At 62.5% G+C, this 15,370-nt stretch carries 16 protein-coding genes and 1 riboswitch; of the genes, 12 read left to right on the top strand and 4 right to left on the bottom strand.

The window, feature by feature from the left end:
* Positions 1-87: 87 nt before the first annotated feature.
* Positions 88-861, bottom strand: a complete 774-nt coding sequence (locus tag ATC00_RS07805) for an N-formylglutamate amidohydrolase (RefSeq protein WP_037387040.1) — start codon at positions 859-861, stop codon at positions 88-90.
* Between the two features lie 169 nt (positions 862-1,030).
* Between ATC00_RS07805 and ATC00_RS07800 the strand changes: the two genes are divergently transcribed.
* From ATC00_RS07800 to ATC00_RS07775, 6 genes are all read left to right on the top strand, one after another.
* Positions 1,031-1,909: a MurR/RpiR family transcriptional regulator gene (locus ATC00_RS07800; RefSeq protein WP_037387302.1), complete on the top strand. Its 879-nt coding sequence runs from the start codon at positions 1,031-1,033 to the stop codon at positions 1,907-1,909.
* A 192-nt stretch (positions 1,910-2,101) separates the two neighbouring features.
* Complete coding sequence (locus tag ATC00_RS07795; RefSeq protein ID WP_037387043.1) at positions 2,102-3,205, top strand: ABC transporter substrate-binding protein; 1,104 nt, start codon at positions 2,102-2,104, stop codon at positions 3,203-3,205.
* 70 nt (positions 3,206-3,275) lie between these two features.
* On the top strand, positions 3,276-4,157 hold the full coding sequence (locus ATC00_RS07790) for an ABC transporter permease (RefSeq protein ID WP_037387045.1): 882 nt from the start codon (positions 3,276-3,278) through the stop codon (positions 4,155-4,157).
* Entirely contained in the window at positions 4,154-4,942 is a 789-nt protein-coding gene (locus ATC00_RS07785; RefSeq protein WP_037387048.1) for an ABC transporter permease, read from the top strand. Before ATC00_RS07790 ends, ATC00_RS07785 begins: the two co-directional genes overlap by 4 nt.
* Positions 4,943-4,946: 4 nt before the next feature.
* Positions 4,947-6,008 carry an ABC transporter ATP-binding protein gene (locus tag ATC00_RS07780; protein ID WP_064252450.1) on the top strand — a complete coding sequence of 354 codons (1,062 nt, stop codon included), beginning with the start codon at positions 4,947-4,949 and terminating at the stop codon, positions 6,006-6,008.
* A 116-nt stretch (positions 6,009-6,124) separates the two neighbouring features.
* Positions 6,125-6,290, top strand: a riboswitch (FMN riboswitch).
* Between the two features lie 87 nt (positions 6,291-6,377).
* Complete coding sequence (locus tag ATC00_RS07775) at positions 6,378-6,851, top strand: 6,7-dimethyl-8-ribityllumazine synthase (protein ID WP_064252449.1); 474 nt, start codon at positions 6,378-6,380, stop codon at positions 6,849-6,851.
* A gap of 87 nt (positions 6,852-6,938) precedes the next feature.
* Here the strand turns inward: ATC00_RS07775 and ATC00_RS07770 are convergent, their stop codons facing one another.
* A complete protein-coding gene (locus tag ATC00_RS07770) occupies positions 6,939-7,682 on the bottom strand; it encodes a helix-turn-helix transcriptional regulator (RefSeq protein WP_412458381.1) in 744 nt (247 codons plus the stop codon).
* A 262-nt stretch (positions 7,683-7,944) separates the two neighbouring features.
* On the opposite strand from ATC00_RS07770, the gene ATC00_RS07765 reads away from it, so the two are divergent.
* From ATC00_RS07765 to ATC00_RS07745, 5 genes are all read left to right on the top strand, one after another.
* Entirely contained in the window at positions 7,945-9,021 is a 1,077-nt protein-coding gene (locus tag ATC00_RS07765) for an ABC transporter ATP-binding protein (RefSeq protein ID WP_064252447.1), read from the top strand.
* A gap of 52 nt (positions 9,022-9,073) precedes the next feature.
* Positions 9,074-10,234: a polyamine ABC transporter substrate-binding protein gene (locus ATC00_RS07760; protein WP_037387058.1), complete on the top strand. Its 1,161-nt coding sequence runs from the start codon at positions 9,074-9,076 to the stop codon at positions 10,232-10,234.
* Positions 10,235-10,383: 149 nt separating this feature from the next.
* Positions 10,384-11,250, top strand: coding sequence for an ABC transporter permease (locus ATC00_RS07755; protein WP_064252516.1), 867 nt, complete (start codon positions 10,384-10,386; stop codon positions 11,248-11,250).
* Entirely contained in the window at positions 11,250-12,068 is an 819-nt protein-coding gene (locus ATC00_RS07750) for an ABC transporter permease (RefSeq protein WP_037387060.1), read from the top strand. The genes ATC00_RS07755 and ATC00_RS07750 overlap by 1 nt, the downstream gene beginning before the upstream one ends.
* Positions 12,069-12,072: 4 nt before the next feature.
* Entirely contained in the window at positions 12,073-12,834 is a 762-nt protein-coding gene (locus ATC00_RS07745; protein ID WP_064252446.1) for an SDR family NAD(P)-dependent oxidoreductase, read from the top strand.
* Positions 12,835-12,884: 50 nt separating this feature from the next.
* Here the strand turns inward: ATC00_RS07745 and ATC00_RS07740 are convergent, their stop codons facing one another.
* Positions 12,885-13,211 carry a TfoX/Sxy family protein gene (locus ATC00_RS07740; protein ID WP_037387064.1) on the bottom strand — a complete coding sequence of 109 codons (327 nt, stop codon included), beginning with the start codon at positions 13,209-13,211 and terminating at the stop codon, positions 12,885-12,887.
* A gap of 128 nt (positions 13,212-13,339) precedes the next feature.
* Positions 13,340-14,311: a GlxA family transcriptional regulator gene (locus ATC00_RS07735; RefSeq protein WP_037387068.1), complete on the bottom strand. Its 972-nt coding sequence runs from the start codon at positions 14,309-14,311 to the stop codon at positions 13,340-13,342.
* Between the two features lie 109 nt (positions 14,312-14,420).
* Between ATC00_RS07735 and ATC00_RS07730 the strand changes: the two genes are divergently transcribed.
* Positions 14,421-15,323, top strand: a complete 903-nt coding sequence (locus ATC00_RS07730; protein ID WP_064252445.1) for a beta-keto acid cleavage family enzyme — start codon at positions 14,421-14,423, stop codon at positions 15,321-15,323.
* The last annotated feature ends 47 nt before the right edge of the window (positions 15,324-15,370 follow it).

Here is a 15,370-nt window from a genome sequence, read left to right as displayed (position 1 = left end):
CTGACCCGGCGCGCCATTGCGAAAGGTCACGTCACCACCTGCTCCGCCACAGGAACAGGACCGCGGCTTCGCCGCTCCCCTGGGTCTTTATTTTTTCGGAAGGGCGGCCGCGCTTCTGGCGAGCAGCCCTCCCAGATAATCGGCCATGACCCTCTGGCCGACTTCGTTGCGAATGAGATCGTTCCTGATCTCGATCATCACGTTCGGCAGCCCATGACGGACGCCGTATTCTATCAAGCTGTGCGTTACCCCGTCTGCCGGCCCGTAGGGCTCGTTGCGGCGGATGTCGTATGCGACCTCTCCGGTGGTGGCGACCGCCAGCATGCGATCGGCGAGCCGACTGTCGGCGTCGTGCAGGATGCCGAGTTCTACGCTGCGCGATTTGCCGAAGTAGACCGGCGTGAAGCTGTGCATGGTGACGAGGATGGGTTGCCGGCCAACCGCCTTGCGGGCCGCGACGAACTCGGACACCGTCTCGTGGAACGGCAGATAGACCTCGTCGACCCGCGCCTGACGCTCCGCAGCAGACATCGCCCGGTTCCCCGGGACCTCATAGACCTCGCTGACGACGGGCGTGGCCGCATCGGACTCGGGCGGCCTGTTGCAGTCATAGACGAGGCGCGAAAAGCGCTGATGGATGAGCGTCCCGTCCAGCTTCCCGGCAAGCAGCCTCGAAACCGCCAGCGCGCCTGGGTCCCAGGCAATGTGGCTCTCAAGCGCTTCCTTGGGGAGGCCGAGCGTTCCAAGACGCTCGGGCAGACGGCTGGACGCGTGCTCGCAGACGAAGAGGAAATCTCCCTTCGCATCGCCATTCTCAATGGCGACCGGGTCGCCCTCTGCCTGCGTCAAAAGCCCCGTCAAAACCGGCCCCCATTGCCTCGTCAGACGATCACAATGAAAAGAATTCTTCACGAATCGGCGAGTGTCAATCAAAATCTGAAACGATCTCTTCAGATTTTGATTGACTCCGATTGCGCCGACGATGTTTAATTTCCTTCAAGCTGGCAAAGACCGGCTGAGGGGCATGATATTGAACGGCAACACGGCATCCATGACGGTGTCGGATGTGATCAACGCACATTTCGCGGCGCTGACGCGCGCCGAGAAGCGTTTGGCGGAGACACTTCTCGACAACTATCCGGTCTCCGGGCTCGGCTCGATCACCACGGTCGCCGAGAACGCCGGCGTTTCGACGCCGACGGTGGCGCGCATGGTTCAGAAGCTCGGTTTCCGCGGCTTTCCCGATTTTCAGTCAAGGCTCCACCAGGAATTGGAGGCGACGATCTCCAATCCGATCGCCAAGCACGATCGCTGGGCAGCGAGCGCACCGGGCACCCACATCCTCAACCGCTTCGCCGATGCCATCATGGGCAACATGCGCCAGACGCTTTCGCAGATTGAGCCCGGCGAATTCGATCAGGCGGCTGCCTTCATCGCCGATCGGAAGCGGAATATCTATCTCGTCGGGGGCCGTATCACCCGCTCGATGGCGGACTATCTCTTCACCCATCTCCAGGTCATCCGAACCGGCGTCACGCAGATCGCTGCCAATCCGAGTTCCTGGCCGCACTACGTCCTCGACATGAAACAGGGCGACGTCCTCATCCTGTTCGATATCCGCCGCTATGAACAGGAAATGGAGACCCTCGCCCGTTCCGCGCGCAGCCGCGGCGTCGAGATCATCCTCTTCACCGACCAATGGGGTTCGCCCGTCGCCAAGTCCGCCTCCAAGGTCTTCCGCGCCCAGATCGAGGTGCCCTCAGCCTGGGACAGCTCGGTCATGCTGCTGTTTCTCGTAGAGGCGTTGATCGAGGCGGTGCAAAGCTCGAATTGGGACGAGACGAGGGATCGAATGAAAACGCTCGAGGGCCTCTTCGATTCGACCCGCATCTTTCGCAAGCCAGGTTAGGAGGTGCCGGTCGAAGACTGAATGTCCGGAGGAAGAAGTGGAGGTGCAAGGCGCGCCGTGCACCGCTTGGAACACCCGCCTCCCGAGGCGGCCTTCTCGCCGCAAACGGGAAAATGGCCTGTCACACAAGTTTCATCGCGCCGCTTTAACAGCATCGCCGAAATTGACTGAAAACCGATAAGGAGAACGCCAGTGATTTCAAAGACTCAACGCCTGCTCTCGCTCTCGACCGCCATTTTGCTGGCAACCACGGCCGTGGCCGCTGCCGAGCCGAGCGAAGAGCTTATCGCCGCCGCCAAGAAGGAAGGCACGCTCACAACCATCGCGCTGCCGCACACCTGGTGCGGATACGGCGATGTCATCGCCGGCTTCAAGGCGAAGTACGGCATCGAGGTCAACGAACTGAACCCGGACGCCGGCTCCGGCGACGAGATCGAAGCCATCAAGGCCAACAAGGGCAATACCGGCCCGCAGGCGCCCGACGTGATCGATGTCGGCCTGTCCTTCGGCCCCTCTGCCAAGGCCGAAGGCCTGATCCAGCCCTACAAGGTCTCGACTTGGGATACGATCCCGGACAGCGCCAAGGATCCGGAAGGCTTCTGGTACGGCGACTACTACGGTGTTCTCTCCTTCATCGTGAACACCGATATCGTCAAGGAAGTGCCGAAGGACTGGGCCGATCTCAAGAAGTCGGACTACGCGAACGCGGTCGCTCTCGCCGGCGATCCGCGCGCTTCGAACCAGGCCGTGCAGGCCGTCTACGCCGCTGGTCTCGCCGCTGGCGAAAAGGATGCGGCCAAGGCCGGTGAAGCAGGCCTCGCCTTCTTCGCGGAAGTCAACAAGGCCGGCAATTTCGTTCCGGTCATCGGCAAGTCCGCTTCGCTCGCACAGGGCTCGACTCCGATCATCATCGCCTGGGACTATAACGGCCTCTCCTGGCGCGACAGCCTGAACGGCAACCCGCCGGTCGAAGTCGTCGTTCCGGCCTCCGGCGTCGTCGCCGGCGTCTATGTGCAAGCGATCTCGGCCTTCGCTCCGCATCCGAATGCCGCCAAGCTGTGGATGGAATATCTCTACTCGGACGAAGGCCAGCTCGGTTGGCTGAAGGGCTATTGCCACCCGATCCGCTTCAACGATCTCGCCAAGAATGGCAAGATCCCGCAGGAAATGCTCGACAAGCTGCCGCCGGCAGCGGCCTATGAAAAGGCCGTCTTCCCGACGCTCGACGAGCAGGCCAAGGGCAAGGAAGCGATCACCACCAAGTGGGACAGCGTCGTCGGCGCCAACGTTCAGTAATCATTGCCATGCCTCCCCGCTCGATCGGCGGGGAGGCTGTTTCCTTCGACTCGGGAATATCGAAGCCTTCATGACCACGACGACAGCAACCGCACCCCTGATCAACAAACGAGCGGTCATCGATTGGCTCGGGATAGCCCCGTTTGCGATCTTCGCCCTGATGTTCCTGATCGTTCCGACGCTCTATCTCGTCACCGGCGCCTTTCTGACGCCCGAAGGAACCTTCACCTTCAAGAATCTCGCTGATCTCTTCACGCCGACGATCCTCAGCGCCTATTGGATCTCGATCCGTGTGTCGGTCGCCTCCTCGCTCGGCGGCGCGCTGATCGGCTTCTTCCTCGCCTGGGCGATCGTGCTTGGCGGCGTACCGAACTGGATTCGCTCCGGCCTGCTGACCTTCTCCGGCGTCGCCTCGAATTTCGCCGGGGTGCCGCTGGCGTTCGCGTTTCTTTCGACGCTCGGCCGCACCGGGCTCGTCACCGTCTTCCTGCGCGACTGGTTCGGCTTCAATCTCTACGGAACCGGCTTCAATCTCTTAAGCTTCTTCGGCCTCACCATCACCTATATGTATTTCCAGATCCCGCTGATGGTGCTGATCCTCACCCCGGCGCTGGACGGCCTCAAGAAGGAGTGGCGCGAAGCGGCCGAAATCCTCGGCGCTTCCACCTGGCAATATTGGCGCATGGTGGCGCTGCCGATCCTGTGGCCCAGCCTGCTCGGAACGACCCTCCTGCTCTTCGCCAATGCCTTCGGCGCCATCGCCACGGCTTATGCGCTGACTGGCAGTTCGCTGAACATCGTGCCGATCCTGCTCTACGCGCAGATCCGCGGCGACGTGTTGCACAACCCGAACCTCGGCTACGCGCTCGCGCTCGGCATGATCGTCATCACCGGCATTTCCAACATTCTCTATATCTGGCTGCGCATGCGCGCCGAACGGTGGCAGAAATGAAAGCACAACGCCTCGGCGCCTGGATCGCCATCGCCATCGGAGCCAGCTATTTCATCATTCCGCTGCTCGGCACGCTGGAGTTCTCGCTGCGCATGCGACGCGGCGCCTATTCCTTCGATGCCTATGAATCGGTTTTCGCCGACCTCCAGTTTCGCGAGACCTTCGGCTATTCGATGCTGATGGCCGTGCTGACGATCGCCTTCGGCATGCTGCTCGTGGTGCCGACGGCCTACTGGGTGCGGCTGCGCCTGCCGCAGGTGCGCCCGATCGTCGAATTCGTCACGCTGCTGCCGCTCGTCATTCCCGCGATCGTCATCGTCTTCGGCTATCTGAGGCTCTACAATTCCTCGTCGATCCTGCCGCTCACCGGCTCGACCTCCGGCACGAACGCGCTGCTGATGTTCTCCTACATGACCTTGTCGCTTCCCTACATGTACCGAGCCGTCGACACGGCGATGCGGGCGATCGATGTCAGGACTCTGACGGAGGCGGCAGAAAGCCTCGGCGCCAAATGGCCGACGATCCTTTTCCGCTGCATCTTCCCGAATGTGATGAGCGGCGTGCTTTCCGGCGCCTTCATCACCTTCGCCATCGTCATGGGCGAATTCACCATGGCGGCGCTGCTCAACCGCCCGGCTTTCGGTCCCTATCTGCAGCTCGTCGGCGCCAACAAGGCCTATGAGCCTTCGGCGCTCGCCGTCATCGCTTTCGCAATCACGTGGCTGAGCATGGGGCTGATCCAGCTCGTCTCCCGCTTCCAGAAATCCGCTTCGCCCAAGGCTTGATCACATGGCTTTTCTGACACTGACCAATATCCAGAAATCCTTCGGCCTGGTTCAGGTCGTTCACAACTTCAACATGGGGATCGAAAAGGGCGAATTCGTCTCCTTCCTCGGCCCGTCCGGCTGCGGCAAGACCACCATTCTGCGCATGATCGCCGGTTTCGAGACACCATCCGGCGGCTCGGTCGTCATCAACGGCAAGGACCAAGGTGCCCTGAAGCCTAACCAGCGCAATATCGGCATGGTGTTCCAGGCCTATGCGCTGTTCCCGAACATGAACGTCCATGACAACGTCGCCTTCGGCCTGAAGGTCGCCGGCGCCTCCAAAACGGACATCGACATACGGGTGAAGCAGATGCTCGGGCTCATCAAGCTCGAGCACCTGGCGGACCGCTTCCCCTATCAACTGTCCGGCGGCCAGCAGCAGCGTGTGGCGCTCGCCCGCGCGCTTGCCGTGAAGCCGCAAGTGCTGCTGCTCGACGAGCCGCTCTCGGCACTCGATGCGAAGATCCGCATCTCGCTGCGTGAAGAGATCCGGCAGATCCAGCAGCAGCTCGGTATCACCACGGTGTTCGTCACCCACGACCAGGAGGAGGCGCTGTCGATCTCCGACCGGATCGTCGTGATGAATGCCGGCCGCGCCGATCAGATCGGCACGCCGTTCGAGATCTACAATACGCCGGCGACCCGCTTCGTCGCTTCCTTCGTCGGCACGCTCAATATCATCGAAGGCAAGGTTGCCGATCCCGCCACCGGTGCCGTCACCATCGGCGGACAGCGGATTGCCCTGAAGGAGCCGATCGCCGGCCTGAAGGGCGGCGACAGCATTTCGCTGGCGCTTCGGCCGGAAGCGGCATCGATCGCCGAGGGCTCCAAGGGCGATACCTCGCTGCCTGGCGAAGTCGTCTCGACGAGCTTCCTCGGCTCGGTCATCCGGACCAAGCTGCGGGTTGGCGATGATGTCATTTCGTTCGACATGTTCAACGATCCGGGCATTACACCACCTGTTGCCGGCGAGAATGTCAGCTTGCGCTTCGCCGCCAAGGACCTGTTGGTCATTCGCGAGTAGCGAGGCTGCCGGAATGAACTATCGCGGACCGGACAATGCCTGAAAAATCTGTCGTGATTTCTCGCTTTTTCGTCGGAGCCTGCGTTTGACGGGCGCCGATCTCTCTATATAGTCGCACGCGTTCTCAGGGCGGGGTGAAATTCCCCACCGGCGGTAGCGATCGGCGGATCCAAAGATTCGATGGTCGGAGCCCGCGAGCGCTTCAGGCGAGCCGCCTGAAGGTCAGCAGATCCGGTCAGATTCCGGAGCCGACGGTCACAGTCCGGATGGAAGAGAGCAAGCAGTGCGAACCCTTCGCGGGGTTGTGTGCATGCATGTTCGCCCGACGGGATCATTGGAACAAACGCCAACCCTGAAAGGCTTGAGACCATGACCATTCTTTCCCATCCTTCTACCAAAATCGCCATCGTCCGCGCCCGCTGGCACGCCGATATCGTCGACCGGTGCGCCGACGCCTTCGTCGCCCAGTGGTCGAAGCTCGGCGGCAACGCGGCCGATGTCGAGATCTTCGACGTGCCGGGAGCGCTGGAAATTCCGCTGCATGCGCAGAAGCTCGCAAAGACCGGACGCTATTCGGCGATCCTCGGCACTGCCTTCGTCGTCGATGGCGGCATCTATCGCCACGACTTTGTCGCCGGAACCGTGCTGGACGGCATGATGCGCGTCCAGCTCGACACGGATGTGCCTGTGCTCTCCGCAGTGTTGACGCCGCACAACTTCCAGGAAAGCGAGCCGCTGATCGCCTTCTTCCGCGACCACTTCGTCACAAAGGGCGAAGAGGCGGCGAATGCCTGCGCACAGCTTCTCGACGCGCGTGCCAAGCTGGCGCTTGTCAACGCCTGAGAGACTTCGAAATCGATGGAAAAGAGAGGGCGCAGCCGGCTGGCGCGCCCTTTTTTGCCTTGCCAATAAAGCGGCTGCCGACAGGTGTCAGTGGCCGAGGTTCTTGATGTAGAGCGACAGCAGCTGCGTTTGCGAGGAAATTCCGAGCTTGCGATAGACGTTGCGACGATGGACTTTGACGGTCCCTGTCGAGATGCCGAGCCTCAATCCGATCGACTCCGACGAATGCCCCTGCAGGACCAGTTCGATGATTGCCGCTTCTCGATCGGTGAGGTTGAGATGTTGCCAGACCCCGTCCGCGGGTGGATGCAAGGCCTTGCGGCGGCTGCGGCCGGTTTTCGCGAGCGCCGCGTCGAATCGGTGGTCGAGGTCGGCCCAATGATGGCGAGCGAGTGCGGCCACCAAGGGCTCGGCCCTCTTGAGCAGGGCGAACTCGGCTGCGCCGAAAGGCCCGGTCGCCTCCCGCCGCATCAGCGATAGCACGACGGTGACCTGTTCGCTGATCGGCACGAAGAAACCCACCTCCTCCGCAAGCCCGGTCTGCACATAATAGGTGCGGTAATATTCGCTGGAGAAAAAGCGATCGGGCGCCAGCTCCCGCATCCGCCACACGCCAGGTCGGGGCGCGCAGGCGGCATGATAGAAGGGATCGAGCAGGTATGGACCCGCCTGGTAGAGGCTCACGAAGAGCACGTGGTCCTTGGCATCGAAAGTACTGTAGAGATCGAGCGGACGCTCCTTGCCACGATAGGCAAAGACGACGACATAGTCGAAGGCCATCAGGCTCGACATCAGCTGGCGGAACGCACTGCCGACGGCCTCGTCGCCCATCGCCGAACCATTCATCAACGGCGCCAGGGCTTGGAAAAGCTTCTCGAAGTCGACGCCCAAACCGCCCTCCCCAGTCCCCTGCGCTGCCACTTGGACGGCTTAACCGGGGTATACTCCTTCCACAAGCAAATTCCGGTTAGAATACCTCTCTCGGGGTATATACCGACGCGGCTTCCCGTGACTAGGCTGTTGGCAATGACGGTGGGAACACGAGGCGCAAGGACCGCGTCCGATTCCTATAATAGCGCCGCAGGGAACAGACGTGACATCCGATTCAAACGACATCGAATTCCGTTCGGTCGCCAAACGCTATGGCAGCGTGACGGCGGTGTCGGATATCAGCCTCGGGGTGCCCAAGGGGGCTTTCGTCGCCTTGCTCGGCCCGTCCGGCTGCGGCAAGACCACCTGCCTGCGAATGATCGGCGGCTTCGAACAGCCAAGCGCGGGGATGGTCTATATCGGTGGCCAGCCGATGAACGGCGTGCCGGCCTATCGGCGCCCGGTCAATATGGTCTTCCAGCAATACGCGCTGTTCCCCCATCTTGATGTCGAGCAGAACGTCGCCTACGGGCTGAAGCAAATGCGCCCGCGCATTGCCGCGGCCGAAATCAGCCGCCGCGCCCGGGAGGCGCTGGAGATGGTCCGCCTTGCCGGCTTCGGCAAGCGCCGCATTCACGAGATGTCGGGCGGACAGCAACAGCGCGTGGCGCTTGCCCGCGCCATCGTCAACAAGCCGAAGGTGTTGCTCCTCGATGAGCCTCTTGCCGCGCTCGACAAGAAGCTGCGCACAGCGATGCAGATCGAACTCCAGAGCCTCCAGCGCGAGCTCGGCATCACCTTCATGCTCGTCACGCACGACCAGGAAGAGGCGCTGTCGATGAGCGATCTCGTCTGCGTCATGAATGCCGGGCGAGTGGTCCAGATCGGGCCGCCGCAAGAAATTTACGATCGCCCGGCGAATCTTTTCGTCGCAGATTTCGTCGGCAAGACCAATCGCATCGCAGCGACGATCGAGCCCGGCGCGAATGCGGTGCGGCTGGCAAACGGCGTCGGTTTGGCAAAGCCCGCGCGCGCCAATGGAACCGCGGGTGCGGCCATGGTGGCGTTCCGTCCGGAATCGATAAGCCTTGTGCGTGACGATACCGCCACGCTGCATGGCACGGTGACCCACCGCATTTTCCTCGGCTCATCGGTCGAATACTCCGTCGAGGTCGACGGGCTTGGCGATTTTCTGGTGACCGCCGACCGCCGCAGCCTGGATGAGTCCGACCTCGCGGAACCTGGAGAAAGGATCGGACTCCGCTTCGATCCGAACGCAATGCATGTCTTTCCGGCCTGAACGGGCCGACGCTCTGCCATCAAATGCATGCCAACGACAAGGGAACAGCATCATGACCAAGTGGTACAGAGAGAATGCCCCGATAACCGCGGAAAAGCTTGCGGACGAGCTGATGCGCCTGAAACGCGGCTCGGTGACCCGCCGCCATTTTCTCGGCGTCACCGGCCTCGGACTTGCCACTGCCGTGCTGGCGCGCGCGCCCGGCCTCTTCAACGCGACGGCTTTCGCCGAAGACCTCGGCACGCAGATGTCGCTCGCGACCTGGCCGAACTATCATGATCCCGCCACCTTCGAAGCCTTCAAGGCCGCAACCGGCGTCGCCGTGGAAGTCAACGTTTTCGGCTCGAACGAGGAAATGCTGGCGAAGCTGCAGGCAGGCGGCACCGGTTGGGACCTCTTCGTCCCGACCAATTACACGATTTCGACCTATGCAAAGCTCGGCCTCATTGATGAACTCGACCTGTCGAAGCTGCCGAACTACGACGCCTCGACGGAAAACGCCCGCTTCACCAATGAAGGCGTCATCGACGGCAAGACCTATGCGGTGCCGAAGAACTGGGGCACGACCGGCATTGCCGTGAACAGCGCCAAGATCAAAAAGCCGGTCACGAGCTGGAAGGAGTTCTTCGAGGTAGCGATGGCCGAGGCAGACGGTCGCGCCATGGTGCATGACTACCAACTCACCACCATCGGCAATGCGCTCGTCTCGCTCGGCTACTCCTTCAACTCCGTGAAGCCGGACGAACTTGCCAAAGCCGAGGAACTGCTGATCAAGGTGAAGCCGCATCTTTATGCGATCAACAGCGATTACCAGCCATCGATGCGGGCGACCGACGCCTGGATGACCATGTGCTGGACCAATGACGGTGCGCAGCTCAACCGCGACATGCCGGAAATCCAGTTCGTGCTCGGCAAGGATGGCGGCGAGATCTGGTCGGATTTCTACGCGATCCCGAAGAGCGCCGCCAACAAGGCTGCCGGCTATGCCTTGCTCAACTACCTGATGACGCCGGAAAACGCCGTCAAGGAGCACATCGCCAACGGCGCGCCGACGACGGACAGCCGCGTCCTGAAACTGCTGCCGGCCGACGTCACCTCGAACAAGATCGTCTATCCGGACGAAGCGGCACTCACTCCGCTCGAATTCGGCGCCGCCGTGACGCTGACCGATCCCGGGCGCGCCGAGCTGATGGCGCGTTTCAAGTCGGCGTGATGTCGAAAGTTCGCCCCTCACCCTGGCCTTCCCCGCCAGCGGGAGAGGGGACGGGCGCCGCGGGTTCCCTCTCCCCGTTCGAAGGGGAGAGCGACTGGCCGGCGGGCCGGATGAGGGCCCAGTTCAATACACGTTTCAACGGACTGACCATGCGTGCGGCAAAGAACACGAAGAGGAACCTGGTGACGGCGGCGCTGGTAGCGCCGGCGGCGGCGTGGCTCTGCGTCTTCCTCGTTCTCCCATTCATCGCCATGCTCGTCTTCGCTTTCTGCGAGCGGGCGCCGGAAGGCGGCTATCAGGCGGCTTTCACCTTCGCCCAGTTCGCAAACCTGCCGACACGCGCCGCAGCCTTCTGGAACACGCTGATGCTTGCGCCAGCCGGCGCCCTGCTCTGCCTGCTGGTGGCCTATCCTGTCGCCTACTACCTCGCCGTCAGGGCAAATCCGCGCTATCGCCTGATCCTCGTCTCGCTGGTCGTCGTGCCGTTCTGGACGAGCCTGCTGGTGCGCACCTATGCCTGGATGTATATCCTCGGCTCGCGCGGCATTCCCAATCTGCTCGCGATGATCGGCATCGAGGACGTGCGGATGCTCAACACGCCCGGCGCCGTGCTGCTCGGAATCGTCTACGGCTACCTGCCGCTGATGATCATGCCGATTTATGTGAGCCTCGAGAAACTCGACCGGCGGCTTCTGGAGGCTTCCGCCGACCTTGGCGCCAAGCCGGTTTCCAGCTTCTTCGGCGTCACCCTGCCGCTGTCGCTCCCGGGCGTCATGACCGATGTCGCGCTGGTGACGATCCTGCTCCTCGGCGAATATCTGATCCCGCAGCTTCTCGGCGGCGGCAAGGTCTTCTTCATCGGCAACGCGCTGGTCGATCTCTTCCTGCAATCACGCAACTGGCCCTTCGGCTCGGCGATCGCCGTCACGCTGGTCGCCGTCGTCGTCGTCGTGCTCATGGTGGCGATGCGCATCGCCTGGAAGGTCGCCGGAACAAGACAGGTGGATCTCGTCTGATGCGTGCTCTCGTCTCCTCCGTCTATCTCTTCCTCTATGCGCCGATCGCGCTCGTCGTTCTGTTCTCCTTCAATGCGGGGCGCAATGCGAGCGAGTTCACCGGCTTCTCCGCTGCCTGGTACGGCAAGGCTCTCAGCAACACCTTCCTGGTTTCAGCACTGCAGAACAGTCTGATGATCGCCTTCACCAGCGCTACGCTTGCGGCGGTCTTCGGGACCATGGCGGCGCTTGGCATGGAGCGCCTCGGGCCGCGCATGCGAGCCTTCTTCGATGCCCTCTTCGCCGCTGCCATCGTCGTTCCGGGTGTCGTCATCGGTATCGCCACGCTCGTGGCGCTGGTCGCCGTCTTCTCCTTCGTGAATCCAGCGCTCGCGATGATCTGGCCGGGCGATCACCCGCCACAGCTCGGTCTTGGCTACGGCTCTATCATCGCCGCCCATGGGCTGTTCTCGATGGCACTCGTCGCCATGATCGTGAAGGCGCGGATCGCCAGTCTCGGCCGTGACATCGTCGAGGCGTCCAGCGATCTCTACGCGACGCCGCTCACCACCTTCCGGCTGATTGTGCTGCCGCAGATCCTTCCCTCGATTCTTGCCGGCTTCCTGCTCGCCTTCACCTTCTCCTTCGACGATTTCATCATCGCCTTCTTCGTCGCAGGCTCGAAGACCACCTTACCTATCTATGTCTTCGCCTCGATCCGTCGCGGCGTGACGCCGGAGATCAATGCGATCGCAACCTTGGTTCTCGTCGCGTCGCTTCTCCTGATCCTGACTGCGCGCGTGCTGATGCGCGAGACGAAAAGCAAATCCGGGGAGTGAAACCATGATCCTGAAAGACCGGATCGCGATCGTGACCGGCGGCGGCTCCGGGATCGGTCAGGCGGGTGCCGCCATCATGGCGCGCGAAGGCGCCCATGTGGTGGTCGTCGACCGTAGCGCGAAGGCTTCGGAAGAGACCGTGACATCTATCGCCGCCAAGGGCGGTAGCGCCGAACCTCTAGCCATCGACGTCACCGACGACGCCGCGCTGTCGAACGGCATTGCCGAGGTGCTTCGGCGGCATGGCCGCATCGATATTCTGCACAATCATGCCGGCGCCCAGGTGGCCGGAGATCTGGAACAGGTCGAGGTGGCGGGTTTCGATCGCTCGTGGAACCTGAACGTTCGCGCCCACTTCATGGCGGCTCGCCTCGTCATGCCGTCGATGAGGGCGGCGGGGCGCGGCGTGATCGTCAACACCTCGTCCTCTTCCGGCGTTCTCTACGACCGTGAGATGATCGCCTACACCACGACAAAGCACGCCGTCATCGCCATGACGCGGCAGATGGCCGGCGACTACGCGAAATACGGTGTGCGAATAAACGCACTCTGCCCCGGCTGGGTCGACACGCCGTTCAACGAACCTTTCATCACTCAGATGGGCGGTCGGGGCGCCATCGAAGCCTATATCCGCGAGAAGGTGCCGCTCGGACGGTGGGCAAACGTCGACGAGATCGCCGAAGCGATCCTCTTCCTTGTCTCCGACCGGTCCTCCTATATGACCGGCCAGGTCCTTGTGGTCGACGGCGGCGAGACGGTCGTCTGAGCTACTGGCATCCTGCTCCGGTAGCAGATGAGAAGGAACTCCGCGAGCTTTCACTTCGGTGGCAGCGAGAGCACGTAGCCGAGCGCCGCATCGAGCAGGCGCATCCGCAGCGCGTCGTTGCCATAGGCCTCGGCGGCGGCACGCACCCAGCCTTGCATCCTCCGCTCGCCCATCACCATCTGGGCAATACCCGGCAGCGCCAGCGCCCAGCCATCATTGCCCTTGCCGAGCCGGACCAGCATCCCGTCCTCGCGCGCGCCGCAGACGAGATTGCCGTTCACGAGAAAAGCCAGGCCGCCGAACATCGGCTTTTCGGAAAGCCCCGGCCGGTCGCCGAGTTCTTGCCTTACCAATTCCTCCAGTCCCGTGTCGCGCATGGTCGTCTCCCTCATTCTTGTGCCGCAGGGCGGCGTGTGCCTGAATCAGCTTCCCACAAGCCGGCGATAGGTCGCTGATTCGATTCATCAAAACGACACCTGCTGAATCGCCCTATGAAGGCGTTGAATCAACTCTTGAGCTTCAGCCGCCGGCGTGTCTCGCTCGGGCTCTCGCGGTAGTGGGCGCGATAGCTGCGGGAGAAAGACGACGACGAGTTGAAGCCGGAAATTGCCGCGATGTCGGCGAACTCCATCCGCGTCTCGATCACCTTGCGGCGCGCTGCATTGAGCCGCAGCGCCAGATAGTGTTCGTGCGGCGCCACGCCCATGGTGTCCCTGAAGAGGTCCTGCAGGTGGCGGGCGCTGACGCCGACCCGGCGCGCAAGCCTCGCAAGCGTCAACGGCGCCTCGACCGTCTCCTCCATCAGCTTGACCGCCGCACCGACCCGCGCATCAAGGATGCGCATATTGCCGATCGCCGGCACCTGTAATAGGTCGCCGCGCGTGCGTTCCTGCTCGTAGATGAAGAGACGCGAGACTTCGAGCGCCAGCGAATAGCCATGCGCGCGCCGGATCAGTTCCAGCATCAGATCGAGCGTCGGCAGCGAGCCGCCGGTGGTGATTCGCTTGCCATCGATGACGAACCGCTCGCGAGCCATCGTCACCTGCGGATAGGCGCTGGCGAAATCCTCGAAGTCTTCCCAGTGGGTGGTGGCGGAAAAATCGTCGAGCAGGCTCGTCTCCGCCAGCAGCCAGGAGCCGGATTCGATTCCCGCCATCGCCTCCCGGTGCCGGGCCGTCTGCGACAGCAGCATCTTGAGCTGCGACGTGGCGCTGCGCCGCCAGTTGTAGCTCGACAGCACGAAGAGCGGCGCCGTTTCGCGTTGCGGCCGGAAGGGGCCGGACACCGGAATCGGGATACCGCTTTTCGTCTCGATCGCTTCGCCGTCCGGACTGAACATCGTCCAGCTGTAGAGGGTTCGTCCGGCGATGCGATTGGCGGCACGCAAAGGCTCGACGACCGAGGCGACGAGAATCAGGTTCGTCTCCGGCAGGATGAGCAAATCGATATGCTGCGCCTGCGAAACGACGGCATCCATCGCGAAACTTCCTCCGCCTGTTGCCGACAATGTATAGGATCATTCCACTTATGGAAAGCAGCCTCACCGTTTCTGGCTCGTAATGGGTCCAACGAAAAGGGAGACAGCCATGCCGCTCAGCATGAACCGCGAGGTTTTCGTCACCTGCGCCGTCACTGGCTCCGGAGACACCGTTTCGAAATCCAGCCACGTTCCGATCACGCCGAAACAGATCGCCGAAGCGGCCGTCGAAGCGGCCAAGGCGGGTGCCGCGATCGTCCATTGCCATGTCCGTGATCCGGAGACCGGCGCCCCGGCCCGCCGCCTCGACCTCTACAGGGAGGTGACCGACCGCATCCGCTCCGCCGAGATCGACATCGTTCTCAACCTGACGGCCGGCATGGGCGGAGACCTTATCTTCGGCCATGTCGAAAGCCCTCTCCCGCTCAACGAGAAAGGCACCGACATGGCTGGCGCCACCGAACGCGTCGCCCATGTGGCCGAATGCCGGCCGGAGATCTGCACCCTCGACTGCGGCACGATGAATTTCTCGCTCGGCGACTACGTGATGACCAACACGCCGTCGATGCTGCGCGAGATGGCACGGCAGATGACCGCCCTCGGCGTACGCCCCGAGATCGAGGCCTTCGACACCGGGCACCTGTGGTTCGCCAAGCAGCTCGTCGAGGAGGGCCTGATCGAGGACCCGGTGCTGATCCAGCTCTGCATGGGCATTCCCTGGGGCGCACCGGACGACCTCAACACCTTCATGGCGATGGTCAACAACGTGCCGTCAAACTGGACCTTCTCCGCCTTCTCGATCGGCCGAAACGCGCTCGCCTATCCGGCCGCGGCGATCCTTGCCGGCGGCAATGTCCGCGTCGGGCTGGAGGACAACCTCTATGTCGGCAAAGGCCAGCTCGCGACGAACGGCCAGCTCGTCGAAAAGGCTGTGTCGGTGATCGAGGGCATGGGTGCGAAGATCATCGGACCCAAGGAGGTCCGCGAGAAGCTGAAGCTGACGAAGCGGTGACAAGACCCCTCCCCACCCTCCCCACAAGGGGGAGGGCTTAACCTGCG

This window comes from Sinorhizobium americanum, assembly GCF_001651855.1.
Lineage (GTDB): Bacteria > Pseudomonadota > Alphaproteobacteria > Rhizobiales > Rhizobiaceae > Sinorhizobium > Sinorhizobium americanum.
This window is presented reverse-complemented; position numbering and strand designations above follow the sequence as displayed.